This is a genomic window from Caldimonas taiwanensis NBRC 104434 (assembly GCF_001592165.1).
GTDB lineage: Bacteria > Pseudomonadota > Gammaproteobacteria > Burkholderiales > Burkholderiaceae_C > Caldimonas > Caldimonas manganoxidans.
In genome coordinates, this window is sequence record NZ_BCWK01000001.1 from 279,172 (window position 1) to 305,035 (window position 25,864).

Annotated in this window: 19 protein-coding genes and 1 riboswitch; of the genes, 10 read left to right on the forward strand and 9 right to left on the reverse strand. The window is 67.3% G+C overall.

Annotation, left to right across the window (positions count from 1 at the left end; translation table 11 throughout):
- Window positions 1–72 precede the first annotated feature (72 nt).
- Window positions 73–1,128: a homocysteine S-methyltransferase family protein gene (locus tag CTA01S_RS01450; protein ID WP_062191313.1), complete on the forward strand. Its 1,056-nt coding sequence runs from the start codon at window positions 73–75 to the stop codon at window positions 1,126–1,128.
- An 18-nt stretch (window positions 1,129–1,146) separates the two neighbouring features.
- Here the strand turns inward: CTA01S_RS01450 and CTA01S_RS01455 are convergent, their stop codons facing one another.
- Both CTA01S_RS01455 and CTA01S_RS01460 read right to left on the reverse strand, forming a co-directional pair.
- Window positions 1,147–1,761 (reverse strand): OmpA family protein, encoded by a 615-nt coding sequence (locus CTA01S_RS01455; RefSeq protein ID WP_062191316.1) that lies wholly within the window; start codon window positions 1,759–1,761, stop codon window positions 1,147–1,149.
- A gap of 81 nt (window positions 1,762–1,842) precedes the next feature.
- Window positions 1,843–2,514 carry a YiaD family glycine zipper/OmpA-like lipoprotein gene (locus tag CTA01S_RS01460; RefSeq protein ID WP_062191319.1) on the reverse strand — a complete coding sequence of 224 codons (672 nt, stop codon included), beginning with the start codon at window positions 2,512–2,514 and terminating at the stop codon, window positions 1,843–1,845.
- 137 nt (window positions 2,515–2,651) lie between these two features.
- A riboswitch (S-adenosyl-L-homocysteine riboswitch) is annotated at window positions 2,652–2,737 on the forward strand.
- A gap of 38 nt (window positions 2,738–2,775) precedes the next feature.
- On the opposite strand from CTA01S_RS01460, the gene metH reads away from it, so the two are divergent.
- Window positions 2,776–5,517, forward strand: coding sequence for a methionine synthase (metH, locus tag CTA01S_RS01465; RefSeq protein WP_084362247.1), 2,742 nt, complete (start codon window positions 2,776–2,778; stop codon window positions 5,515–5,517).
- Here metH and CTA01S_RS01470 read toward each other — a convergent pair.
- Window positions 5,442–6,143, reverse strand: coding sequence for a TetR family transcriptional regulator (locus CTA01S_RS01470; protein ID WP_198150738.1), 702 nt, complete (start codon window positions 6,141–6,143; stop codon window positions 5,442–5,444). The two genes, metH and CTA01S_RS01470, sit on opposite strands and share 76 nt — an antisense overlap.
- A gap of 180 nt (window positions 6,144–6,323) precedes the next feature.
- Here CTA01S_RS01470 and CTA01S_RS01475 point away from each other — a divergent pair, with 180 nt between their 5' ends.
- From CTA01S_RS01475 to CTA01S_RS01485, 3 genes are read left to right on the forward strand one after another with little or no spacing between them, the layout of a single operon-like run.
- A complete protein-coding gene (locus CTA01S_RS01475; RefSeq protein WP_062191325.1) occupies window positions 6,324–7,511 on the forward strand; it encodes an efflux RND transporter periplasmic adaptor subunit in 1,188 nt (395 codons plus the stop codon).
- 13 nt (window positions 7,512–7,524) lie between these two features.
- Window positions 7,525–10,671, forward strand: a complete 3,147-nt coding sequence (locus tag CTA01S_RS01480) for an efflux RND transporter permease subunit (RefSeq protein ID WP_062191328.1) — start codon at window positions 7,525–7,527, stop codon at window positions 10,669–10,671.
- Window positions 10,668–12,113, forward strand: coding sequence for an efflux transporter outer membrane subunit (locus CTA01S_RS01485; protein ID WP_062191330.1), 1,446 nt, complete (start codon window positions 10,668–10,670; stop codon window positions 12,111–12,113). The genes CTA01S_RS01480 and CTA01S_RS01485 overlap by 4 nt, the downstream gene beginning before the upstream one ends.
- Window positions 12,114–12,128: 15 nt before the next feature.
- Here the strand turns inward: CTA01S_RS01485 and CTA01S_RS01490 are convergent, their stop codons facing one another.
- Window positions 12,129–13,547 carry an aminopeptidase P N-terminal domain-containing protein gene (locus tag CTA01S_RS01490; RefSeq protein WP_062191333.1) on the reverse strand — a complete coding sequence of 473 codons (1,419 nt, stop codon included), beginning with the start codon at window positions 13,545–13,547 and terminating at the stop codon, window positions 12,129–12,131.
- 102 nt (window positions 13,548–13,649) lie between these two features.
- Between CTA01S_RS01490 and CTA01S_RS01495 the strand changes: the two genes are divergently transcribed.
- Window positions 13,650–15,344 carry a choice-of-anchor I family protein gene (locus CTA01S_RS01495; protein WP_371326074.1) on the forward strand — a complete coding sequence of 565 codons (1,695 nt, stop codon included), beginning with the start codon at window positions 13,650–13,652 and terminating at the stop codon, window positions 15,342–15,344.
- On the opposite strand, the gene CTA01S_RS01500 is transcribed toward CTA01S_RS01495, so the two are convergent.
- Both CTA01S_RS01500 and murU read right to left on the reverse strand, forming a co-directional pair.
- Window positions 15,338–16,030, reverse strand: a complete 693-nt coding sequence (locus CTA01S_RS01500) for a PH domain-containing protein (RefSeq protein ID WP_198150747.1) — start codon at window positions 16,028–16,030, stop codon at window positions 15,338–15,340. The genes CTA01S_RS01495 and CTA01S_RS01500 overlap by 7 nt on opposite strands.
- Window positions 16,027–16,764 carry an N-acetylmuramate alpha-1-phosphate uridylyltransferase MurU gene (murU, locus tag CTA01S_RS01505; protein WP_062191341.1) on the reverse strand — a complete coding sequence of 246 codons (738 nt, stop codon included), beginning with the start codon at window positions 16,762–16,764 and terminating at the stop codon, window positions 16,027–16,029. Before murU ends, CTA01S_RS01500 begins: the two co-directional genes overlap by 4 nt.
- Before the next feature lie 155 nt (window positions 16,765–16,919).
- Between murU and tkt the strand changes: the two genes are divergently transcribed.
- Entirely contained in the window at window positions 16,920–18,965 is a 2,046-nt protein-coding gene (gene tkt / locus CTA01S_RS01510) for a transketolase (RefSeq protein ID WP_084362249.1), read from the forward strand.
- Between the two features lie 83 nt (window positions 18,966–19,048).
- Window positions 19,049–20,050 (forward strand): type I glyceraldehyde-3-phosphate dehydrogenase, encoded by a 1,002-nt coding sequence (gap, locus tag CTA01S_RS01515; RefSeq protein ID WP_019561534.1) that lies wholly within the window; start codon window positions 19,049–19,051, stop codon window positions 20,048–20,050.
- A 60-nt stretch (window positions 20,051–20,110) separates the two neighbouring features.
- Here the strand turns inward: gap and CTA01S_RS01520 are convergent, their stop codons facing one another.
- From CTA01S_RS01520 to CTA01S_RS01530, 3 genes are read right to left on the reverse strand one after another with little or no spacing between them, the layout of a single operon-like run.
- Window positions 20,111–20,851: an SPOR domain-containing protein gene (locus tag CTA01S_RS01520; protein WP_062191345.1), complete on the reverse strand. Its 741-nt coding sequence runs from the start codon at window positions 20,849–20,851 to the stop codon at window positions 20,111–20,113.
- Complete coding sequence (locus tag CTA01S_RS01525; RefSeq protein ID WP_062191348.1) at window positions 20,845–21,681, reverse strand: biotin--[acetyl-CoA-carboxylase] ligase; 837 nt, start codon at window positions 21,679–21,681, stop codon at window positions 20,845–20,847. The genes CTA01S_RS01520 and CTA01S_RS01525 overlap by 7 nt, the downstream gene beginning before the upstream one ends.
- Entirely contained in the window at window positions 21,627–22,133 is a 507-nt protein-coding gene (locus CTA01S_RS01530; RefSeq protein WP_026330288.1) for an SET domain-containing protein, read from the reverse strand. Before CTA01S_RS01530 ends, CTA01S_RS01525 begins: the two co-directional genes overlap by 55 nt.
- Window positions 22,134–22,274: 141 nt before the next feature.
- Here CTA01S_RS01530 and CTA01S_RS01535 point away from each other — a divergent pair, with 141 nt between their 5' ends.
- A complete protein-coding gene (locus tag CTA01S_RS01535) occupies window positions 22,275–24,872 on the forward strand; it encodes a DNA topoisomerase III (RefSeq protein ID WP_062191352.1) in 2,598 nt (865 codons plus the stop codon).
- Window positions 24,869–25,843 carry an AEC family transporter gene (locus tag CTA01S_RS01540; protein ID WP_062191354.1) on the forward strand — a complete coding sequence of 325 codons (975 nt, stop codon included), beginning with the start codon at window positions 24,869–24,871 and terminating at the stop codon, window positions 25,841–25,843. Before CTA01S_RS01535 ends, CTA01S_RS01540 begins: the two co-directional genes overlap by 4 nt.
- Window positions 25,844–25,864 lie beyond the last annotated feature (21 nt).

Here is a 25,864-nt window from a genome sequence, read left to right on the forward strand (position 1 = left end):
GCGGCCCTTGCGGGCGGCCGCCCCAGACCCCATGCCCGAAGCGGTCTGAGGCGGCCTGCCTACAATGCAGGCATGGACGAGCGACCCTACACCCGCGCCGCCGCGCTGCCGGAGCTGATGCGTCAGCGCATCGTCATTCTCGACGGCGCGATGGGCACCATGATCCAGCGTTACAAGCTGAGCGAGGCCGACTACCGCGGCACGCGCTTTGCCGACCATCCCAAAGACCTCAAGGGCAACAACGAACTGCTGGTGTTCACCCGGCCCGATGTGATCAGCCAGATCCATGAAGCCTATCTGGCCGCCGGCGCCGACATCATCGAGACCAACACCTTCGGGGCCACTTCGGTGGCCCAGGAGGACTATGGGCTGGCCGCGATGGCGCGCGAGATGAACGTGCAAGCCGCCCGACTGGCGCGCGCGGCCTGCGAAAAATTCGCCACGCCAGACAAACCCCGTTTCGTGGCCGGGGCCTTCGGTCCTACGCCGCGCACGGCCAGCATCAGTCCGGACGTCAATGACCCTGGGGCGCGCAACATCGATTTCGACACCTTGCGCGCGGCGTATTACGAGCAGGCCGAAGGCCTGCTCGAAGGCGGGGCCGACCTCTTTCTGGTGGAAACCATCTTCGACACGCTCAACGCCAAAGCGGCGATCTTTGCGATCGACGAATTGTTCGAGGCCACCGGCGAGCGTGTGCCGGTGATCATTTCGGGCACCGTCACCGATGCGTCGGGGCGCATTCTCTCGGGCCAGACCGTCACGGCCTTTTGGCACTCGGTGCGCCATGCGCGCCCCATCGCCGTGGGTCTGAACTGCGCGTTGGGGGCGGCGCTGATGCGCCCGTACCTGGAAGAGCTGGCCAAGGCCGCGGACGACACCTTCATCTCCTGCTACCCCAATGCGGGGCTGCCCAATCCGATGAGTGACACCGGTTTCGACGAGACGCCCGAGGTCACCAGCGCGCTGATGGAAGACTTCGCGCGCGCCGGGCTGCTCAACATCGCCGGCGGCTGCTGCGGCACCACGCCCGAACACATCGCGGCGATCGCCCAGCGGGTCGGGCACTACCGGCCGCGCTGCCGGGCCCAGGGCTTGTTCAGCCGCCTGGTGCCTCAGGCGGCTTGAGCGCGGCCGCCTCGGCGCTCAGGGCGCCGGCACGCTGATGAGCAGCTCCACCCGGCGGTTGAGCGCCCGCCCTTGGGCCGTGGCGTTGTCGGCCACGGGTTCGGTCTTGCCGCGGCCTTCGGCGAGCATGCGTTCGACCGGCACGCCGCGCCCCACCAGGTAATCGCGCGTGGCTTCGGCGCGCTCTTTCGAGAGGCGGTTGTTCAGCGCGTCCGAGCCGCGCGCATCAGTGTGTCCGAGGATGAGCACCTGCGCGTCTGGCGCTTCGAGCAAGGCGGCGGCCACCAGGTCCAGGGTCTGCCGGAAGCCCTCGGTCACCGCGGCACGCCCGGACACGAAGGAACTGTCGCCCGTGGCGCGCACCAGCAGACGGTTGTCGTCGGTGCGTCGCACCTCGACCTTGCCGGCTTGGGCGGCGCTCAACAGGCGTTGCGCCAGCGCCTCCATCGAGGCCGTCCAGGCGTGGCCGTCGATCACCGAGACGGCTGGGGGCGCCACAGGTGCCGGTGGCGCCACCGGCGCTGCCGCCGGCGCAGGCGGCGGTGCTTCGCTCGGCCTGGGCTCGGTGGCGCAGCCGGCGAACCAGGTGATGGCGGCCATGAGGGGCCACAGTCCTCGCAAGCGCTTGCTCATGTCTTTTCCTCCTGAGTTGGATCGGTGGGGACGAAGAAAAGCCCCGGCCGGATGCCGGGGCTGGGCAGGGCGCAGCGGCGATCAACGGGCCTGAGCGGTTTGCTCGCGCTCGGCCACGAAGATCTCCACGCGCCGGTTCTTGGCGCGGCCTTCGGCCGTGTCGTTGCTGGCCACGGGTTCGCGGCTGCCGCGGCCGTCGATCGTGATGCGTGAGACGGCCACGCCGCGGGCGACCAAGTAGTCGCGCGTGGCTGCGGCACGCTCGAACGACAAGGGGTTGTTCACCGCATCGGAGCCCGTGCTGTCGGTGTGGCCGATGATGCGGATGTCGGTGGCCGGGTGTTCGCGCATGCTTTGGGCGAACTTGTCGAGCACGTGGGCCAATTGGGGACGGATGGCCGCGCGGCCCACGTCGAAGCCGGCGTCGGCGGGGATCTGCACGCGGATCTGGTTGTCGGCGGTGCGCTCCACGCCGATGCCGGTGCCCGCGCTGGCTTGCTCCATCTTGGCGCGTTGCTCCTCCATGCGCTTGGACCAGATGTAGCCGCCCAGCGCACCGACGGCCGCGCCGGCCGCCGCGCCGGTGGCCGCGCTCTTGCCTTTGTTGCCCCCGGCGGTGGCCAGACCGATCAACGCACCGGCGGCCGCGCCGATGCCAGCACCCTTGGCGGTGTTTTGCTGGGTTTCACTCATGTTGGCGCAGCCTGAGGCCAGCAAGGCCAAGGCGCACATTGCCACGATGCTTCGCTTCATGATCGTTCCTCTTACTGCCAAAGTCCACATTCCAGCCCAAGCATGGCCGACTGGCAAGGTCAGGGCGTTGAAAAATGTAACGGCCGCAGGGTCCGTGGGCCGCCCCCCGATTGGAGGGGCTTGGCGTAAAATGCGTTCCCTCCAAGGAGCGTTGCAGCACCGGCTCCTCGGGCGTCTTGTGTCAGGCTTGGAGTTTTTTCTCTCGCAACGACGCTCGCCCGCGCCGCCACGGGGGAGCCGTGGCCCCTTGCATGACCGGCCATGACTTCTGCCTCTGCCTCCCACATTGCCTCCTCTGCGATGCCGCCGATGCGACTGTCGGGGCTGGAACCCGTGTTGATCGGTGAGGGCACGCTGTTCGTCAACATCGGCGAGCGCACCAATGTCACCGGCTCCAAGGCGTTTGCGCGCATGATCCTCAACGGCCAGTTCGAGGACGCCTTGGCCGTGGCACGCCAGCAGGTGGAAAACGGCGCGCAAATCATCGACGTCAACATGGACGAGGCCATGCTCGACAGCAAGGCCGCGATGGTGCGTTTTTTGAACCTGATCGCCTCCGAGCCCGAGATCGCGCGCGTGCCGATCATGATCGACTCGTCCAAGTGGGAGGTGATCGAGGCCGGCCTCAAATGCATCCAGGGCAAAGGCATCGTCAATTCCATCTCGCTCAAGGAGGGCGAGGCCGAATTCAAGCGCCAGGCCCGGCTGATCCGGCGCTATGGCGCGGCCACCGTGGTGATGGCCTTCGATGAGCAGGGCCAGGCCGATACCTTCCAGCGCAAGATCGAGATTTGCGAGCGGGCCTACCGGATCTTGGTGGACGAGGTGGGCTTCCCGCCCGAGGACATCATCTTCGACCCCAATATCTTTGCGATTGCCACCGGCATCGAGGAGCACAACAACTACGCGGTGGACTTCATCGAGGCCACGCGTTGGATCAAGCAGCATTTGCCGGGGGCCAAGGTCTCCGGCGGTGTGTCCAACGTGAGCTTCTCCTTCCGCGGCAACGAGCCGGTGCGCGAGGCCATCCACACGGTGTTTCTGTACCACGCGATCCGCGCCGGCATGGACATGGGCATCGTCAACGCCGGGCAGATCGGGGTGTATGACGAGCTCGACCCGCAACTGCGCGAGCGCGTCGAGGACGTGGTGCTCAACCGCCGCCCCGACGCCACCGAGCGCTTGCTCGAAATCGCCGAGGCGGTCAAAGGCTCGGCCAAGGACGACAGCGCCCGCTTGGCTTGGCGCGCGCTGCCGGTGGAGGAGCGCTTGAGCCATGCGTTGGTGCATGGCATCACCGACTTCATCGTCCAAGACACCGAGGAAGCCTGGCAGAAGATCAAGGCCCAAGGCGGCCGCCCGTTGCATGTGATCGAGGGCCCGTTGATGGCCGGCATGAACATCGTGGGCGACTTGTTCGGTGCGGGCAAGATGTTTTTGCCGCAGGTGGTCAAGAGCGCACGCGTGATGAAGCAGGCCGTGGCCCATCTCGTGCCCTACATCGAGGAGGAAAAGCGCCAGCTCGAGGCCGCCGGCGGCGATGTGAAACCCAAAGGAAAAATCGTCATCGCCACCGTCAAGGGCGACGTGCACGACATCGGCAAGAACATCGTCGCGGTCGTCCTGCAGTGCAACAACTTCGAGGTGGTCAACATGGGCGTGATGGTGCCCTGCCAGGACATCCTCGCCCGTGCCAAGGTCGAAGGGGCGGACATCATCGGGCTGTCGGGGCTCATCACGCCCAGCTTGGAAGAAATGCAGTACGTGGCCTCGGAGATGCAGCGCGACGAATACTTCCGGGTCAAAAAGATCCCACTGCTCATCGGTGGGGCCACCACCAGCCGCGTGCACACGGCCGTGAAAATTGCCCCGAACTACGAAGGGCCGGTGGTCTACGTGCCCGATGCCTCGCGCAGCGTGAGCGTGTGCTCGGACTTGTTGTCGGACGAGCGCGCGGCGAAGTACCTCGAAGAACTGCGGGCCGACTATGAGCGCGTGCGTCAGCAGCATGCGGGCAAGAAGCAGGCGCCCTTGGTGAGCTTGGCGCAGGCGCGCGCCAACAAGACCCCGATCGATTGGGCCTCGTATGTGCCGCCCAAACCCAAGTTCCTGGGCCGGCGCGTGTTTCGCAATTACGATTTGGCCGAGATTGCGCAGTGCATCGACTGGGGTCCGTTTTTCCAGACCTGGGATTTGGCCGGTTCTTTTCCGGCCATCCTCACCGACGAGATCGTGGGCGAATCGGCGCGGCGCGTCTACAGCGACGGGCAGCGCATGCTCAAGCGGCTGATCGAAGGCCGCTGGCTCACTGCGCATGCGGTGATCGGCTTGTATCCGGCCTGTCAGGTCCACGATGACGACATCGTGCTCTATGCCGACGAGGCGCGCACCCAGGTGCTGATGACTTGGTACGGCCTGCGCATGCAAACCGAGCGCCCGGTGGTCGATGGGGTGCGTCGCCCCAACCGCTGTCTGGCCGACTTCGTCTCACCGCTGAACAACGATTACGTGGGCCTGTTCGCGGTGACCGCCGGCATCGGCGTGGAGAAGAAGGAGCGGTACTTCTTGGATGACCACGACGACTACTCGGCCATCATGCTCAAAGCGCTGGCCGATCGGCTGGCCGAGGCGCTGGCCGAGCGCATGCACCAGCGCGTGCGCACCGAGCTGTGGGGCTATGCTCCGGACGAGGCGCTGTCCAACGAAGAGCTGATCGCCGAAAAATACCGTGGCATTCGCCCGGCCCCTGGCTACCCGGCCTGCCCGGACCACAGCGTCAAACGCGACATGTTCCGAGTGCTGGGGGCGCACGAGATCGGGATGGGCCTGACCGACAGCCTGGCCATGACCCCGGCGGCCAGCGTCAGTGGGTTCTACCTGGCGCACCCGCAGGCGGTGTACTTCAATGTGGGCCGGGTGGGGGCCGATCAACTCGATGATTTGGCCCGCCGCAGCGGGCGCGACCGCGCCGAAGTCGAGCGCTTGGCCGGGGCCTGGGTCTGAGTGCGCAGCTCCAGCGGCAGCACGCCTTGCAAATAGGCGTCGATGAGCGCATGAGCGCTGTCCAGTGGCTCCAGCTCGGGCAGGCGTAGCAAGCGCAAGCGCAGCAGGCCACCCAGGAAGCATTTGGTCTCCAAGGCCGCCAGGCGGGGCGTGATGTCCGGGCGCAGCGTGCCTTCCAGACGGGCTTGTTCGTAGGTGCGCTCGAGCTTGCCGATCAGGTCTTGGCTGTGAGCGATCCAGTCGCTCAGATCCTCGCTGCGTTCGCCGACGAATTCGCACTTGAACTCCAGAATCTCCATCACCACCCGCAGCTCGGGGTCATCGATGGAGCCGATCAGCTGACGCAGGAAATTGCGCAGGCGGTTGCGCGCGTCGGCCTTGGGGTCGAGCAGCAGCGTGTAGTCCAGCCGATCGATGAAGGGGATCGAGACTTCATCGAACATGGCGTCGATCAACTCGCCTTTGTTGGCGAAATGCCAGTACACCGCGCCGCGTGTGACGCCCGCTTCCTTGGCAATGTCCTCCAGGCTGGTCATCGACACGCCTTGGGCGTGGAAACACCGCCGCGCGGCCGCCAAGATCGCCCGGCGGGTTTGTTCGGCTTCTTCTTTGGTGCGTCGCGCCATGATCCGCATACATTCGTGAATGTATGTATGATACGGGCTTTCCCGGGGGCGCGAACTCGGGGTTGATCCGCACCGGCGTGCGGTCGATCGAGGGACGCGCCCGGCTCGATCCACCTATCCATGCTCACGCCGACGGCTTCGTGTTCGAAGCCCGGGGCGGCGTGAGTCGATGAGGACTTCATGCGAACGATCGTCGATGACTTCACACGCCGGTTCGCTGCGGGCTCGGTGAGCCGCTGGAGCGCTGTATTGCTGGCTGCGGCGGCACTGGCGGGCTTGGCGGCCTGCGATGCGGCCAAGACCGCGCCCAGCCCTGCGGCCGGGGCGGCCCTGCCGGTGCAGGTGCGCGTGGTGCAAGAGCAGCAGCTGCCGATCACGTTGGAGGCCGTGGGTCAGGCCGAAGGCTCCAAACAGGTCGAGGTGCGCGCCCGCGTGACCGGGTTGATCGAGCGCCAGCGCTACCAAGAGGGCGAGCCGGTGCGTGCCGGCGCGGTGCTGTATCAGATCGAGCGCGCGCCCTTCGAGATCGCGCTGCAGCAGGCGCGCGCGCAGCTGGCCCAGCAGCAAGCGCAACTGGAGCAGGCCCGCCGTGAGTACGACCGACTGCGCCCGCTGGCCGAGGCTCAGGCCATCAGCCGGCGCGAGGCCGACAATGCCCAGTCGTCACTGCAGCTGGCACAAGCGGCCGTGGCCTTGGCCCAGGCCCAGGTGCGACAGGCCGAGTTGGACCTGTCCTACACCACGGTGACGGCGCCGATCTCGGGCATCAGCGGGCGCTCGCTGAAGTCGGAAGGGGCGTTGGTCAACCCGGGCACCGACAGCCTGCTGACCACGGTCACGCAGACCGATCCGATCTGGGTGCGGTTCGCGCTGTCCGAGGCGGAGCTGGCCCGTGTGCGGGCGGCCGGCGGCACGCAGGTGCGGCTGTTGAGCGACCAAGGCGAGTCGCTGCTGGAGCAGGGGCGACTGAACTTTGCGGGCTCCACGGTGGACCCCTCGCTGGGCACGGTGCCGCTGCGGGCCGAGTTTGCCAACCCGCGGCTGCGGGTGCTGCCCGGCCAGTTCGTCAAAGTGCAGGTGGTGGCAGGGCAGGCGCGAGGCTTCTTGGTGCCGCAGTCGGCCGTGATGCAAAACGAGCAAGGGCGCATGGTGTGGGTGGTGCGCGACGGTCAAGCCCAGCCTGCGCCCATCCAGACGGCCGGGTGGTTGGGCAGCGATTGGGTGGTCACGAGTGGGCTGAAGGCCGGCGATCAGGTCATCGTCGAGCATCTGATGAAGCTGCGTCCCGGCGCCCCGGTGGCGCCGCAGCCGGCCGAGCCGCAGCCCGCTGCAGCGCCAGCGGCCGCTGCAGCGGCCTCGACGCAGTGAAGAAGGAGGGCGCATGAACTCCCGCTTCTTCATCGAGCGGCCGATATTCGCCGCGGTCTTGTCCATCGTCGTCGTGCTGGCCGGGCTGGTGTCGATGCGCGCTTTGCCGATCGCCCAATATCCGGAGATCGCCCCGCCGACGGTCACCATCAGCGCGTCCTATCCCGGCGCTTCGGCCGAGACGCTGGCCACCACGGTGGCCGCACCCATCGAGGAGCAGCTCTCCGGCATCGAGGGGCTGCAGTACTTCAATTCCAGCGCCTCGTCCAACGGGACGGTGGAAATCACCGCCACCTTCGAAGTCGGCACCGACATCGACAAAGCCACCTTCAATGTCAACAACCGCGTGCAGCTGGCCTCGCCGCGCCTGCCTGACGAGGTGCGCCGCAACGGCGTGGTGGTGGCCAAGCGCTCGAACAATTTTTTGCTCGTCATCGCGTTGAACTCGCCGCAGGGCACGCACGATGAGTTGTTCTTGTCCAACTACGCCACGCTGAACATCCTGGACGAGCTCAAGCGCATTGCGGGCACGGCCGACGTGCAGGTCTTCGGCGCGCGCGACTATTCGATGCGGGTGTGGCTCAATCCGGACCGCATGGCCCAGCTGGGCATCACGCCGGCTGACGTGGCCGCGGCCATCGGCGCACAAAACGCGCAATACGCCGCGGGCAAGATCGGCGCCGAGCCTGCGCCACCGGGGCAAGAGATTGCCTACACGGTGACCGCGCGCGGCCGCCTGCTGCGCCCGGAAGAGTTTGGCGAGATCATCCTGCGCGCCAGCGGCCCCGGCGGCGTGCTGCGCCTCAAAGACGTGGCCCGCGTGGAGCTGGGCGCGCAAAGCTACGACCAGTCCAGCTACGTGGACGGCAAGCCCTCCATTGCCATCGGCGTGTTCCTGCAGTCTGGGGCCAATGCGCTGGACGTGGGCGAAGCCGTCAAGGCCAAGATGGCCGAGCTCAAGCGCGAGCGCTTCCCCACCGATGTGGACTACAGCATTCCCTACGACACCACCTTGTTCGTCTCGGCGTCGATCCACGAGGTGGCCAAGACGGTGATCGAGGCCGCGCTGATCGTGCTGGTGGTCGTGTTCATCTTTTTGCAAACCTGGCGCGCCACGCTCATTCCGATGTTGGCCGTGCCGGTGTCGCTGATCGGCACCTTCGCCGGCCTATGGCTGTTGGGCTTTTCGATCAACACGCTGACGCTGTTTGCGATGGTGCTGGCCATCGGCATCGTGGTCGATGACGCGATCATCGTGATCGAGAACGTCGAGCGGCTGATGCGCGAGGAGAGAATGAGCCCCTTTGCGGCGGCCATCGAGGCCATGCGCGAGGTCTCCGGCGCCGTGGTGGGGATCGTGCTGGTGCTGTGTGCCGTGTTCATCCCGGTGGCCTTCATGGGGGGCATCGCCGGCCAGCTGTACCGCCAGTTCGCCGTGACGGTGGCCATCTCGGTGGTGCTGTCTGGCGTGGTGGCGCTGACGCTGACCCCGGCGTTGTGTGCGTTGTTGCTCAAGCCCCATGAGCATGAGGGCCCCACGCGCGGCGAGCGGTTGTTCGCGCCGTTCAACCGTGGGTTCAACTGGCTGACGACGCGCTTTCTGAAAGGGGTGGATTGGGCGCTGCGGCGTCGGCTGGCCGCCTTGACGGGCTTCGTGCTGATGCTCGGCGCGGCGCTGTGGCTGCTGGCGACGGTGCCGGGCAGTTTCGTGCCCGATGAGGATCAAGGCTACATCATCGCCTCGGCGGTGTTGCCCGATGGCGCGACGCTGGCGCGCACCGAACGCACCACCGAGCGGCTGCGCCAAATGAATGCCGACAATCCGGCCATTCGCAACTTCTTCGCGATCAATGGCTTCGACTTCATCGGCGGGGGCGCCAAGGCCAATGCGGCCACCATCTTCATCCCCATGAAGCCTTGGGAAGAGCGCCAGCAAAGTGCGCAAGCGCTGGCGCAGGCGGTCTCGGGCATGGGCTTTGCCTTGCCCGATGGCATTGCCTTCGCGTTCAATCCGCCCGCCATCCTGGGGCTGGGGCAGGCCGGCGGCTTCGAGGTCTATGTGCAAGGCCGCACCGAGCCCGATCCTCTGAAGCTGGCGCAGGTCACGCAAGACTTCATGGCCGCGTTGGCCAAGCATCCCGCGCTGACGGGCTTGAACACCTTCTACCGCCCCACGGTGCCGCAGTTGCGCGTGGAGGTCGATCGCGAAAAGGCCCTGGCCTTGGGCGTGCCGGTCAGTGAGGTGTTTGCCGCCTTGCAAGCGCAGATGGGCTCGTACTACGTCAATGACTTCAACCGCCAAGGGCGCACCTATCGCGTCACGATGCAGGCCGATGCGCCCTACCGGGCCAAGCCGGAGGATCTCGGTCGCTTGCACGTGCGCTCACAGACCAGTGGGCAGATGATTCCGCTCAAGGCGCTGATCCGGGTCAGCGACATCGTCGGCCCGGAGCAGGTCGAGCGCTACAACGGCTACATCGCCGCCAAGATCTTCGGCAATGCCGCGCCGGGCTACAGCTCGGGTGAGGCCATCGCCGCGGTCGAACAAGTGGCGCGCGAGCATTTGCCGGCGGGCTATTCGATCGAATGGACCGGCCAGGCTTTCCAGGAAAAGCGCACCGGCAATGCGTCCGTGTTCGCCTTCGGCTTTGCGCTGATCATGGTCTATTTGATCTTGGCCGCCTTGTATGAGCGCTGGGGTGTGCCGATGGCGGTGATGCTGGCCGTGCCCTTTGCCGTCACGGGGGCGCTTTTGCTGGTGTTCTTGCGCGGCATGGAAAACGACATCTACTTCCAGATCGGCCTGGTGGTGTTGATTGGCCTGGCCGCGAAGAACGCGATCCTGATCGCCGAATTCGCCATGCAAGGCATGGAGCGGGGCTTGTCGGCCGTGGCCGCGGCCCGCGAGGCCGCGCGTCTGCGCTTCCGCCCGATCGTGATGACCTCGCTGGCCTTCGGCTTGGGGGTGGTGCCGCTGATGATCGCCACCGGCGCCGGTGCGGCGGCCCGCCAATCGATGGGCACGGGCGTCTTCGGTGGCATGCTGGTGGCCACCTTCGTGGCCCCGATCTTCATTCCGCTGTTCTTCACTTTGCTGGCCCGCAAGCCGCGGCCCCAGCACAGCCATGCGCCAGGCTCGACCGAGGAGGTACCGGTATGACGACGCGCCAACCGTTGCGAACCCTGCGGCTGGGGCCCCTGCTGGGTGCGGCCGTGCTTGGGGCTTGCGCGGCCGTGGGGCCGGATTATCAGCGTCCGGCCGTGAACCTGCCGCCGCAGTACGCCGCGCCTGCCGAGGCCTCCTCCGTGGCGCAGGCGCCGTCGGAGGTGTCGCCCCACTGGTGGACCTTGTTTGGCGATGCCACGCTCGACGACTTGATGCAGGCTGCGCGGCGCCACAATACCGACGTGCAAGCGGCCGTGGCCCGGGTCGAGCAAGCCGTGGCGCTGCTGAGCGAGGCCGAGGCGCTGCGCTGGCCCACGCTGGGTCTGCGCGCCAGCGCCACGCGCCAACGCAGCAGCGAGCTGTCGGCCACCGGCACGGGGGCGACCTTCAACACCTTCGAGCTTGCCGCCAGCACCGGCTTCGAGATCGATTTCTGGGGCCGGCTGCGTCGGGCTTCGGAGGCCGCCCGCGCGCAGGCCCTGGCCAGCGACCATGCCCGCGAGGTGGTGTGGCAGACCGTCAGCGGCCTGGTGGCCCAAACCTACTTCAGCCTGCGCATGCTCGATGAGCAGATCGCACTCAGCCGTGACACCCTGGCCTCACGCGAGGCCAGCTTGCAGCTGCTGCGCATGCGGCTGCAAGGCGGGGCGGCTGCGCGCTTGGACGTGGATCAAGCCGAGGCCGAGCGTGCCGAAGCGGCTTTGCAGTTGCGTGAGTTGCAGCGCCAGCGCGAGTTGGCGCGTTCACAGCTGGCGCTGCTGAGCGGCCAGCCGGATTTGCAGTTGGCCCCCGGGGCGGTGCGCGACCTGCCGGTGCCGCCGGTGCCGCCGGCCGGTCTGCCCTCGTCCTTGCTGGAGCGCCGGCCCGACGTGCGGCAAGCCGAAGCGCTACTGGCTGCGGCCAATGCCCAGATCGGCGTGGCCCGGGCGGCGATGTATCCCAGCATCACGCTGACGGGCGCCTTCGGCGGGCAAAGCGCCGAGCTGGCCGATCTGCTCAAGGGCGGTGCGCGCATCGGGCTGTTGGGCGTGGGGCTGGATGTGCCGATCTTCGACGCCGGCCGGCGCCGTGCGCAGACGGCTCAGGCCGAAGCGCGTCAGCGCGAGGCCCTGGCGGCCTACCAAGGCGCGGTGCAAGCGGCCTTTCGCGATGTCGCCGACGCCTTGACCAATCTGCAAGCCGCCCGGGCCGCGCAGGCCGATGTGGAGCGTGCCGCGCAGGCCAGCGAGCGGGCGCTGCGCTCCGCGCAGCAGCGGTATGAGGCCGGCTACTCGGCCTATCTGGAGCTGCTCGATGCGCAGCGCAGCGCCAATGCCGCGCGGCTGCGGGTGCTGGACAACCACCGCGCCCAACTGGCCGCGACGGTGGAACTGTTCAAGGCCTTGGGCGGCGGCTGGACGCCGCCCGCATCGCCGCCGCTGGCTCAGGGCTCCTGAACGCGGGCGCGGCCCTCAGGCCGCACCCGCCATCAGCGCTTCGATCTCGTCGGGCTGCACGGGGGCGTCGCGGGTCAGCAGCTCGCAGCCCGCGGGCGTGATGAGGGCATCGTCTTCGATGCGGATGCCGAGGTGCCAATAACGTTCGGGCACGCCTGGGGCTGGACGCACGTACAAGCCGGGCTCGACGGTGGCCACCATGCCCGGCTGCAAGATCCGCGAGGGTTTGCGCAGCACTCGGCCGCCCATGCCGTCGGGTTGCTCGATCGGGGGCTCGTCTTCTTGCACATACGAGCCCACGTCGTGCACGTCGCGGCCCAGCCAGTGGCTGGTGCCGTGCATGTAGAACGGGCGATACGCGGCCGTGCCGATGACCTCATCCACGTCGCCATGCCGGCTGCGGTCCAGCAGCCCGGTGTCCAGCATCCCCTGGCACAGCACGCGCAAGGCGGCCTCGTGGGCATCGCGCAGGCGGGCTCCCGGCCGCAGGGCCGCGATCGCGGCGGTTTGGGCGGCCAGCACGATCTCGTAGAGCTCGCGCTGCGCCGCGCTGAAGCGTCCGCTGATCGGGAAGGTGCGGGTGATGTCGCCGGCATAGCCGCGGTATTCGCAGCCGGCATCGACCAGGCACAGCTCCCCAGGCTTCAGCGCAGCTTCTCCTGCCGGATGGTGCAGCACACAGGCGTTGGCGCCGGCGGCCACGATGCTCGGGTAGGCCGGACCGACGGCGCCTTGGCGTCGTAACTCGTGCAGCAGTTCGGCCTCGAGATGGTATTCGCGACATGGCTCCAGCCGGCCTTCGCGTGCCCACTGGCCGCAGCGTTCCATCACGCGCACATGCGCCAGGGCCGAGATGGTGCCGGCGCGGCGCATCAATTGCAGTTCGTGCGCGTCCTTGATCAGGCGCATCTCGTCCAGCAGCACCGACAGGTCACGGCACTGCGTGGGGCAGCTTGCGCCCTGGCGCTCGCGCGCGCGCACCACGTTCAGCCAACGCTCGATGCGCGTGGCCAAGCCTTCGTGCACGCCAAAGGGGTACCAGACCGCCGGATGCCCGCTGAGCAAGTTGGGCATGTGCTGGTCGAGGTCTTCGACGCTGAGCGCCGCCTCCACGCCCAGGGCGGCCGCCGCGGCCTCGGGGCCGAGCCGATGGCCATCCCAGATCTCGCGCTCGGGATCGCGCGGCAGGCACAGCAGCGTGCTGCGCCCGGTGCTGTCCAGCACCAGCCAGGCGTCGGGTTCATCGAAGCCGGTGAGGTAATGGAAGTGGCTGTCGGGCCGATAGGGATGGTGAGTGTCGCGGTTGCGCACGCGCTGCGGCGCCGTGGGCAGCACGGCCACACCGCCGCCGGCCTCACGCAAGGTCTGCGCCAGCCGGGCCCGGCGCTGGCGGGGGGCCTCCGGGTCGGCGGCCAAGGGGGGAAGCAGGCTCATCCGCACAGTCTAGCCCGGCGGCGTGGTCGGTGGCGACTTCATCACCCTGTCACAACACAGGCAAACACTGCGCGGCGTTTGTCAGTCGTTGCAGGAGAAACTGTGAAGCAAAAGCACAAGCCCTGGGGGATGGGCGGCATCGTGGCGGTCGCGACGGCCCTGGTCGTGGGCTGCGGAGGCGGCAGCGACGGCAACTCACCCGACGAACCCGTGGTGCTCACACCCACCAGCCTGAGCATGACGCGCATCGGCGGTTACGTGCACGAGAACCCGACGAGCCAGCCCGGCGCTGCCGAGATCCCCGCCTACGATCCCCTGAGCCGTCGGCTCTTCGTGGTCAATGCCACCCTCGGCTCGGTGGACGTGCTCGACCTGAGCAACCCGGCCGCGCCGACCCTGGTGCAGACCCTGGACGTGAGTGACCTGGGCGCCAGCGTCAATAGCGTGGCCATACACAATGGCGTGGTGGCCCTGGCCATCGAAGCCAATCCCAAAACCGACCCCGGGCGGGTGGCGTTCTATCGTGCGGCCGATTTGCAGCGCATCGGCCAGGTCACAGTGGGGGCTCTGCCCGACATGCTGACCTTCACCCCCGACGTCCGGCGCCTGCTGGTGGCCAACGAGGGGGAACCCAACAGTTACAACCAGCCCGACTCGGTGGATCCCGAAGGTTCCATCAGCATCATCGACCTGCCGGCGCTCACGCCCACCCAGGCCACCCTCACCGTCACGGCCCGCACGGCGGGGTTTGCGGCCTTCAACAACCAGGCGGCCTCGCTGCGCGCGGCTGGCGTGCGCATCTACGGCCCCAATGCCACCGTGGCGCAGGATCTGGAGCCCGAGTACATCGCCGTCTCGGACGATGGCCGCACGGCCTACGTGACGCTGCAGGAGAACAACGCGATCGCCATCGTGGACATCGAGATGGCCACGGTCACGTCCATCCGCCCGCTGGGCTTCAAGGACCATAGTCTTGCCGGCATGGGCATGGACGTGAGCGACGAAGACGGCGGCACCCACACCAACAGCGGCACCCCCGCGGTGCGCATCGCGCCGGTGCCGGTGCGCGGGCTCTACCTGCCCGATGCCATCGCCAGCTACACGGTCGGCGGCCAGACCTACCTCATCACCGCCAACGAAGGCGATGCGCACGATTGGCCGGGCTTCAACGAGGAGACGCGCGTGCGGGCCTACTGCACCAACGGCCTGGAGCCGGCGATCTTCGGGCCGGACGCCGCCAACCTGCTGTTCGACTCCCACCTGGGCCGCCTGCGCATCACCACCACGCCCAACGGCGGGCTGGACGGCAAGAACAGCGCCGGTCGCTGCACCGAGCTGTACGCCTTCGGTGCTCGATCCTTCTCGATCTGGACCGCCGACGTCAGGCAGGTGTACGACTCGGGCGACGAGTTCGAGCAGCGCACGGCGGCCTTGGCGGGCACGCCAGGTCATGACTACGCCTTCAACGCCAGCAACGACAACAACACGCTCGATAGCCGCAGCCCCAGCAAAGGCCCCGAGCCCGAGGGCGTGGTGCTGGGCCGCTTCGGCGCGAAGACCTTCGCCTTCATCGGTCTGGAGCGTGTGGGTGGGGTGATGGTCTATGACGTGAGCGACCCCGCGGCGCCCCGCTTTGTCACCGACCTGAACACGCGCGAAGGCGCGGGTGGCGACCGCGGCCTTGAGGGCCTGGCGCTGATTTCGGCGGCCGACTCCCCCCATGGCCAGCCCCTGCTCATCGTCGGGCACGAAACCAGTGGCACCACCGCGGTGTATCAGCTCAACCTGAGCTACTGAGCCTTTTCGCTCTGGGCGCGGCGCAGCTCGACCAGCTTGCGTCGCAGTTCGCGCTCTTGCGGGTCCTTGGGCTCGCGCTGTGCTCTCGCGCGCCGCCGCTCGTTGGCCCGCCGCTGTTGCAGTTCACGCACTTGCTGGATTTGCAGCCGGATGAAATTGGCCACGTCTTCCACCCGACTCAGGCTGCCCAGCGTGGCCGTATGGGGGAGTTTGACGGCTTTGCCGTCGTCCAGGGTCAGCGCGATGTAGCAGGTGCCCAGTGGTCCCAGCCAGCGCTTTTCCACCACATGCACCTCGGCCACGCGCGAGACCGGCACTCGACGGGTGGAATGCCGCCAGCCGCGCCGCCAGCTCACGGACTTCACGCTGGCTGCGGCGCGTTCCCAGGTCCACCAGTCCCAGCCCAGGGCGGCGCACCAGGCCAGCCCCGCGGGCACCCACAGCCCGGGCCGATCGAAGACCCAGGCACAGGCTCCCAGCACGCCGGCCAAGATCAGACCGGCCCAGACGATCGCCAGGTCGCGCTGCGGCGTGAGCAAGGAGCGGTCGTAGACGAAGGAATCCAAGCCTTCGCCGGACAAGGGCGAGGCCGCCAGTTGCACGCCGCGCAGGGCCTTGATCACGCCCACTTCCAGCAAGGCCGCCAAGGCCACGGCCGCCAGCATTCCGACGAGCAGCTCCTTCATGTTCGGTCCTCCGGGGGCGGTGCTGTGCCAAACGGCAGCGGTGCCGACAAGGCTTCCCATTGTGCGGGGGTTCCGACGTTTTCCCAGCGGCCTGTATACATTTCGACACTGATTTGGCGGCGACGCATCGCCTCATGCAAGAGCGGGCCCAGCGCGGCAGGACGCCCCACGGGCAGGTGGCGGCACAACTCGGCGCGCATCAGCGCCAGGTTGGCGTAGGTATGGCGCGGCACGGTCTGCGGCGGTTCGCTCAGTCCCAGGCCGTCGGCGCCGATGCCGAAGTCGCCGCGCGGGTGGTACGGCGGGTTGGGCACCAGCCACAGATGGGCCAGCCGCGAGCCTGCGGCAAAGGCCTGCGCGCGCGCGGCGTCGAAGCGGAAATCGGGGGCGAAGATGTCGCCGGAGACCACCCAGAAGCATTCGCCCAGCCACGGCAGGGCCTTGGCGATGCCACCGGCGGTCTCCAGTGCCCCGCCATGGTCGCGACCTTCCATCGAGTAGTGGATGCGCAGCCCGAAGCGCGAGCCATCGCCCAAGGTGGCTGGGAACTGCGCCTCCAGCCAGGCGGTGTTGATGACCACCTCGCGCACGCCGTCGCGTGCCAGGGCCAGCAAATGCCATTCGATCAAGGGCCGGCCGTGCACCGGCAACAGCGGCTTGGGGGTGTGGTCGGTCAGCGGGCGCATGCGTTCGCCGCGGCCGGCTGCCAGGATCAGGGCTTTGAGGTTGTCCATGCGCGCAACAAAGGGCCTTCGGAGGCCCGGCGGGCCCCCAGCGGGGTGATTATCCGCGCCGACTTACAATGCGGGATTCCCCGATCCAACCCCCGTCCCATCCGCGCATGCCGTCGGCGGCGCCGGGATGCACAGCCGCAGCGGCAGGTTTTCTCATGGACATGAGTGCCCAGACCCCCTCGACCCTCCAGAACACCACCTTGATGGCCAATGCGATCCGCGCCCTGGCGATGGATGCCGTGCAGGCCGCCAATTCGGGCCACCCCGGTGCCCCCATGGGCATGGCCGAGATGGCCGTGGCGCTGTGGAGTCGCCACTTGCGCCACAACCCGGCCGACCCGCAGTGGCCCGATCGCGACCGCTTCGTGCTGTCCAATGGGCACGGCTCGATGCTGATCTACGCGCTGCTGCACCTGAGCGGCTATGACTTGTCGCTGGAGGAGATCAAGCGCTTCCGTCAGTTGCACAGCAAGACCCCGGGGCATCCCGAGGTGGGCATCACGCCGGGCGTGGAGACGACCACCGGTCCGCTGGGGCAGGGCTTGACCAATGCCGTGGGCATGGCCTTGGCCGAGAAATTGCTGGCGCATGAGTTCAACCGTGGCGAGCACCGCATCGTCGATCATTACACCTACGTGTTTCTCGGCGACGGCTGCTTGATGGAAGGCATCAGCCACGAAGCCTGCGCCTTGGCTGGTGCCTGGAAGCTCAACAAGCTCATTGCGCTGTACGACGACAACGGCATTTCCATCGACGGCCAGGTCGATCCCTGGTTCATCGATGACACTCCCCAGCGCTTCGCGGCCTACGGCTGGCAAGTCATCGACGACGTGGACGGCCATGACGTGCAGGCAGTGGATGCGGCCATCGCCCAGGCCAAGCGCAGCACCGACCGGCCCACGCTGATCGTGTGCAAGACCACCATCGGCAAGGGCTCGCCGAACCGGGCCGGCACGGCCAAGGTCCATGGCGAGGCCCTGGGCGTGGAGGAGATTCGCGCCACGCGCGACGCCTTGGGCTGGGTGCATGACCCCTTCGTGATTCCGGCCGAGGCCTACACGGCTTGGGATGCCCGCCAGACTGGTGCGGCGCTGCAGCGCGACTGGCAGTCCCGCTTCGAGGCTTACCGGGCCGCGCATCCCGAGCTGGCCGCCGAATTCGAGCGCCGCATCCGCGGCGAGCTGCCTGCCTCGTTCGCCCAGGTGGCGGTGGATGCGGCCGTGGCGGCCCATGCCAAGGCCGAGACCGTGGCCACCCGCAAAGCCAGCCAGATCGCGCTCGAGGCCTTCACCGCGGCGCTGCCGGAGCTGCTGGGCGGCTCGGCCGATTTGACCGGCTCCAATCTCACCCAGACCAAGAGCACGCCGGCGTTGCGCTTCGATGCGGTCAGCGGCGAGCCCAACGGCGGGCGGCACATCAACTACGGGGTGCGCGAGTTCGGCATGGCCGCCATCATGAACGGCATCGCGCTGCACGGTGGCTACATTCCCTACGGCGGCACCTTCCTGACCTTCAGCGATTACTCTCGCAACGCCATCCGCATGGCCGCGCTGATGAAGCAGCGCGTGATCCACGTGTTCACGCACGACTCCATCGGACTGGGCGAAGACGGCCCGACCCACCAGTCGATCGAGCATGCGGCCAGCCTGCGTCTGATCCCCAATTTGGATGTCTGGCGTCCGGCCGATACCGCCGAGACCGCGGTGGCCTGGGCCTGCGCGCTGCAAAACAAACATCGCCCCACGGCCTTGCTGCTGTCGCGTCAGAACCTGCCCTATGCGCCCAAGGCGGGGCTGGAGGACATCGCGCGCGGGGCCTATGTGCTGGCCGAGCCGAGCGAAGTGGGGCTGCAGAAAAAGCCGCAGGCCGTCCTCATCGCCACCGGCTCCGAGGTGCAGCTGGCCTTGCATGCGCAGCAGTTGCTGGCCGTGCAGGGCATCGCGGTGCGCGTGGTGTCCATGCCGTCGAGCACCGTCTTCGACCGCCAGGACGCTGCCTACAAGAGCCAGGTGCTGCCTGCGCGGCTGCCCCGCATCGCGGTGGAAGCTGGCGTTACCGACTTCTGGTGGAAGTACGGCTGCGCCGCGGTGGTCGGCATCGATACCTATGGCGAATCGGCGCCGGCCGGTGTGCTGTTCAAACACTTTGGCTTCACGCCGGAGAATGTGGCGGCCACCGTGCGCGCCGTGCTGGCACAGTGAGTCGAAGAGCGGGGGCGACCGACGACGGCGCCCCCGTTTTTCATGAGCGACACAGATCGACTTTTCTCTAGGAGAGCGCAATCATGACCATCAGAATCGGCATCAACGGCTTTGGGCGCATCGGGCGCATGGTGTTCCGCGCGGCGGTGAAGAACTTCCCGGACATCGAGGTGGTGGCGATCAACGACTTGCTCGAACCCGACTACCTGGCCTACATGCTGCGGTACGACTCGGTGCATGGTCGCTTCGATGGCGAGGTGGCCGTCGAAGGCAGCACCTTGGTGGTCAATGGCAAGAAGATCCGCCTCAGTGCCGTGAAAGACCCGGCCGAGCTGCGATGGGGCGAGGTCGGCGCCGACATCGTGGTGGAATCCACCGGTTTGTTCCTCACCAAAGACACCGCTGGCAAGCACCTGAGCGCCGGCGCGAAGAAAGTGATCATGTCTGCGCCGTCCAAGGACGACACCCCGATGTTCGTCTACGGCGTCAACCACACCAAATATGCCGGCGAGGCCATCATCTCCAATGCGTCTTGCACCACCAATTGCTTGGCGCCGCTGGCCAAGGTGCTGCACGACAAATGGGGCATCAAGCGCGGCCTGATGACCACCGTGCACGCGGCCACGGCCACGCAAAAAACGGTGGACGGGCCGAGCAACAAGGACTGGCGCGGCGGCCGCGGCATCCTCGAGAACATCATTCCCTCCAGCACCGGCGCGGCCAAGGCCGTGGGCGTGGTGATCCCCGAGCTCAACAAGAAGCTCACCGGCATGGCCTTCCGCGTGCCCACCTCCGACGTGTCGGTGGTTGACCTCACCTGTGAACTGGAGAAGCCCGCCACCTATGCCGAGATTTGCGCCGAGATGAAGGCCCAAAGCGAAGGCGCGTTGCGAGGCGTGCTGGGCTACACCGAAGACAAGGTCGTGGCCACCGATTTCCGTGGCGACCCGCGCACCTCGATCTTCGATGCCGAAGCCGGCATCGCCTTGGACTCCACCTTCGTCAAGCTCGTGGCCTGGTACGACAACGAATGGGGCTACTCCAACAAGGTGTTGGAAATGGCCCGCGTGGTGGCCTCGAAGTGATCGGCGCTCGTCGTTGACCTCAGGGCTCCTGCGGGAGCCCTTTTTCGTGTCCCCGTAGGATCAGGGGCGCGCGTCGGGCGCAACCTCACAGGGCGCGGGCCGACGCCCCTGCAGCCGCGGGGCCAGGTCCTCCAAGCGCGTTTGAAGTTCGGCGCTGGCCGCGGGGATGCGCACCTGCACACGCACGGCCGGTGGCGTGATCGTCAGCACGCGGGCCGCGCGCACACCGCGATCGGCCAAGGCCAAGGCCCGCCGCTCGGCGCTTTCGCGCGAGTTGAAGCGGCCCAGCGTCAGCCCGGGCTCCAGGCCGGGCGAATGGCGCAGCTCTTCAGCGCGGATGCCGGCTGCGCGCAGTTCCTCTTGCCGGCGCAGCAGCGCCTCGCGGCTGGGGTACTTGCCCAAGTAGACCAGGAACACCCCGCCGTGCTCCTCGCGCTGCGCGCTCCAGTCCACACCTTGCAGCACCTGCGAGAAGGTCGTTTGCACGGCGGCGTACTCGGCCTCGGTGTAGGGGCCGATCTCCAAGCAGCTGCTCTGGGCTGCCTCGCTGGCGGCCGAGGCTGGGGCGGGCAGCGCCGGGGCGTCCTGTGGCTCAGCCGCCGAGGCCGCCTCGGGCTGAGAAGGCGCAGTCGCCTGCGGCGCGGTGTGGATTTGCACGAGCTCGGGACGCACCTGGCGCTGGAGCCGTTCGGGCTCGCGTGGGCTCGGCGAGATCGACACCAGGCCGTGCAAATGACCGGCCGTCCAGGCGTAGTAGCCCAGGTTGGCCAGCAGCAGCACGAGCACCAGCAGTCTCAACATGGGCGCACACTCACCTCGCCGCTGTCCAGACGGTGTAGGCCGTGCGCGTCACGCAGCAGCAAAGCGCCATCCTCGTCGACCCCTTCGGCCTGGGCTTCGGGCAGCTCCGGCTTGGTGGTGCGCACACGGCGGCCGCGCAATAAATCACGGGCTGCGAAACGCCGCGCAAAGGCCGCAAAGCCGCGCAGCTCGAACATCTTGAGTGCGCCCACCAAAGCGGTGGCGGCCGCCGTGAGGGCCTCGGCGGCGGTGAGGCCCGGGTCGAGCTGGCGCAGCCAAGCCACCGGATGGCGCGGGTCGGGCAGGGCCGGCGGCGCCTCGATGTTCAGGCCCACGCCCACCACCACATGGCGGGTGGCACTGGCATGGCCCTGGGTCTCGATCAAGATGCCGCCCAGCTTGCCGGCGGGGGCGCCGTGGTCGTCGAGCGTCCACAAATCGTTGGGCCACTTGATGCGCAGCAGCGGGTGCAGCGCCTCGGCCAGGGCCACGCCCACGGCCAGCGACAGTCCGCCCCAGCGCTGCGGCGACAGCGGCAAGCCCAGTGAAAAGGTCAGCGAAGCCCCCGGCGCCGACTGCCAGGCCCGCCCTTGGCGGCCGCGCCCGGCGTGTTGGCGCTCGGCCACCAGCAGACAGGCGGCGGTATCGCCCTGACGTGCGCGTTCCAGCAGCCGGGTGTTGGTGGAGTCGACCTCGGCCAGCACCTCCACGCTCAACCCCGGCAGCTGGGGTTCGAGCCGTTCCCAGAGGTCTTCGACCGGCCAGCGCAAGGTGCTCATCGCTTCGGGGCGAGCATGGTGCGGCGGCAGTTCGGTGCACCGCAGCGGCATTCGTACTGCTTTTTCAGTTTGGGCGTGTAGCGCTCGTCGATCACCAGGCGGTAGTCGTAGAACAGCTCCTCGCCAGGGGCGATGTCACGCAAGGCCTTGATGAACACGCGGCCATTGACTTCGTCGGCTTCGCAATTGGGGTTGCAGGCATGGTTGATCCAGCGTGCGGCGTTGCCGCCGTACTTGGCGTCGATCACATGGCCGTCGTCGATGTGGAAGTAGAACGTGTGGTGCGGGTCGCTCGGGTCGTGCGGGTGGCGGCGTAAGGCTTCGGCCCAAGTGATGACTTCGCCCTTGTACTCGATGATGCGCTCGCCGGCGCGGATGGGCGCCACGGCGAACACCCCTTTGCCGTGCACGCTGGAGCGGCGCACCTGGATGCGCCGCCGCCGAGCTGGGGCAGCGGACCCCGCGGCGGCGCGGGGGGAACGGGAGGGCCGAGCTTGCGTCATGGTCGACTTTGGGTACATTGAAATGTGGGAGCGCGCGCGTGCGTGCGCGCACGCGCGAGGCAGCGGCATTGTAGGGGCCGCGCGCTAGGCGCGCTGCGTGGCCGGCTCGCCGCCCCCTTTCCTGACCCCCACACGAGATCCATGAGCAAAGCCCTGGTGATTGCCGAGAAGCCGTCCGTCGCACAAGACATCGTGCGAGCGCTCACGCCTGTCTGCGGCAAATTCGAAAAGCACGACGAGTATTTCGAGAACGAGCGCTACATCGTCAGTTCCGCCGTGGGCCATTTGGTGGAAATCAAGGCGCCCGAGGCCTACGACGTCAAGCGCGGCAAGTGGAGCTTTGCTCACCTGCCGGTCATCCCGCCGCATTTCGAGCTGCATCCGATCGACAAGAGCAAAGGCCGGCTCAACACGCTGGTCAAGCTCATTCGCCGCAAAGACGTCACCGAACTCATCAATGCCTGCGACGCCGGGCGCGAGGGCGAATTGATCTTTCGCCTCATCGTGCAGTACGCCACGCCGGCACGCGGGGGCTTGAACAAGCCCATTCGCCGGCTGTGGTTGCAAAGCATGACGCCCCAAGCCATTCGCGAAGGCTTCGAGCGACTGCGCAGCGACGAAGAGATGCGCGGCCTGTCGGAGGCCGCGCGCAGCCGCAGCGAGGCCGACTGGCTGGTGGGCATCAATGGCACGCGGGCGATGACCGCCTTCAATTCGCGCGACGGGGGGTTCTTCCTGACCACCGTGGGCCGCGTGCAAACGCCCACGCTGTCGATCGTGGTCGAGCGCGAGGAGAAGATCCGCAAGTTCGTGCCGCGTGACTACTGGGAGGTGCGCGCCACCTTCGCGGCCCAGACGGGCACTTACGAGGGCAAGTGGTTCGACCCGGCCTGGAAGAAGAACGAGGCCGACCCCGAGCTGCGCGCCGACCGGCTGTGGTCGGCCGAGCAAGCCCAGGCCATCGCCGAGGCGGTGCGTGGCCGCGCCGGCACCGTCACCGAAGAGGCCAAGCCCAGCACCCAGAGCAGCCCGCTGCTGTACGACCTGACCACGCTGCAGCGCGAGGCCAATTCCCGCTTCGGCTTCTCGGCCAAGACCACGCTGTCGCTGGCGCAGGCCTTGTACGAGAAGCACAAGGTGTTGACCTACCCGCGGACCGACTCGCGCGCTTTGCCCGAGGACTACCTCGGCGTGGTCAAAAAGACGATCGAGATGATTGCCGGCGAAGACCTGCCGGGCCCGTTGCGCGAGCTGGCGCCTCATGCGGCCAAGGCGATCCAGGCGGGCTACATCAAGCCCAACAAGCGGGTGTTCGACAACGGCAAGGTTTCGGACCACTTTGCCATCATTCCGACCTTGCAGCCGCCCAAGAGCCTGACCGAGGCCGAGGCCAAACTCTATGACCTGGTGGTCAAGCGCTTTCTGGCGGTGTTCTACCCGCCGGCCGAATACCTGGTCACCACCCGCATCACCACGGTGCAGGACCAGGGGCAAACCTACAGCTTCCAAACCCAGGGCAAGGTGCTGGTGCAGCCGGGCTGGCTGGCCGTCTATGGCAAGGAGGCGCAAGAAGACGATGCCAACCTCGTGGCAGTGACGCCGGGTGAGACCGTGCGCGCCGAGGAGGTGGCCATCCATGCCACCAAGACCCGGCCGCCGGCGCGCTACACCGAAGCCACGCTGCTGTCGGCCATGGAAGGGGCAGGCAAGCTGGTGGACGATGAAGAGCTCAAAGCCGCCATGCAAGACAAGGGCCTGGGCACCCCGGCCACCCGCGCGGCCATCATCGAAGGCTTGATCCAAGAGAAGTATCTCGTGCGGGAAGGGCGCGAACTCGTTCCCACCGCCAAGGCATTCCAGCTCATGACACTGCTGCGCGGCCTGGACGTGGAAGACCTCACCAAGCCCGAACTCACCGGCAACTGGGAGTACCAGCTCGCCCAAATGGAGAAGGGCAAGCTGTCGCGCGAAGCCTTCATGGCCGAGATCGCCGCGATGACGCAGCGCATCGTGCAAAAGGCCAAGGAGTACGATCGCGACACCATCCCGGGCGATTACGCCACGCTCAAGACGCCATGCCCCAACTGCGGCGGGGTGGTCAAAGAGAACTATCGGCGCTTCAGCTGCACGGGCAAGACGGGTAACGAAGACGGCTGCGGCTTTTCGATCAGCAAGATTCCCGGGGGCCGCAGCTTCGAGCTGCACGAGGTCGAGCAATTCCTCGCTCACAAGAAGATCGGCCCGCTGGACGGCTTTCGCTCCAAGGCCGGCTGGCCGTTCTCGGCCGAGCTCAAGCTGGTCTATGACGAAGATCTGGGCAACTACAAGCTCGAGTTCGATTTCGGCGAGGATGCCAAGCAGGCACAAGATGGCCAGCCGGTGGACTTCAGTGGCCAAGAGTCCTTGGGCGCCTGCCCCAAATGCAAGGGGCATGTGTACGAACACGGCACCAGCTACGTTTGCGAACACGCCGTGGGCTCGCCCATCACCTGCGACTTCAAGAGCGGCAAGATCATCCTGCAGCAGCCCGTGGCGCGCGAGCAGATGAGCAAGCTGCTGGCCACCGGCAAGACCGATTTGCTGGAGAACTTCGTCTCCAACAAAACGCGTCGCAAGTTCAAGGCCCACCTGGTGTGGGACGCCAAAGAAGGCAAGGTCGGTTTCGAGTTCGAGCCGCGTGCGACCAAGACGGCGGCCAAGAAGACCCCGGCGGCGAAGAAGGCGGTCGCCAAGGAATGAGCTCGGCGGTCTTTCTGAAGCTGCTGGCCATCTTCATCGTCGTGACGATCGGTTGGCTGGCGGGGCGGGCCAAGTTCTTCGGCGGTGGCCAGACGGCGCGCTCGCTGTCCAATGCTGCGTTCTACTTGTTTGCGCCGGCGCTGCTGTTTCGCACCACCGCGCGCATCGACTTCGCCGCCTTGCCCTGGACGGTGATCCTGGCGTATTTCATGCCCGTGGTGGGGCTGTTGCTGGCTCTCTATGGCTGGCGACGCACACAGACCGCTGGGGCCAAAGGCGCGCCGGCCGAGCCCAGCGTGCGCGCCATCACCGCCACCTTCGGCAACACCGTGCAGCTGGGCATCCCGATCGCGCTGGCGCTGTTCGGTGAGGCGGGGTTGTCGATCCACCTGGCCATCGTCAGCTTGCACGCGCTCATCCTGCTGAGCCTGTTGACGGTGTTGGTGGAGCTCGACTTGGCGCGCGCGGCCTCGCGCGCGCAGGGCGGCCGCTCCCGCCTGAGCAACACGCTCAAGCTCACGGTGCGCCACACCCTCATCCACCCGGTGGTGCTGCCGGTGCTGGTGGGCATGGGCTGGAATCTGGCGGGCTTGCCGATTCCGCCGGCGGCTGACGAAATCCTGTCCATGCTGGGGCAGGCCGTCGTGCCGGTGTGCCTGGTGGCCATCGGCATGTCGCTGGCCCACTATGGCTTGCAGGGCTCACTGCGCGCAGCCGCTGGGCTCACCGCGGCCAAGCTCGTGGCCCAGCCGGCGCTGGTGCTGGCCGTGGGGCACTTCGTGTTTGGCTTGTCGGGCCTGCCGCTGACGGTGATCGTGATGTGCGCGGCGCTGCCCTCGGGCACCAATGCGCTGATGTTCTCGCAACGCTATGGCTGCCAAGAGGCCGAAACCACGGCCACGCTGGTGTTGTCCACCTTGGCCTTCGTGCTCACCGGGCCGCTGTGGCTGGCCCTGTTGTCGCGGCTGTGAGCCCGGCGGCGGCCGGCTGGA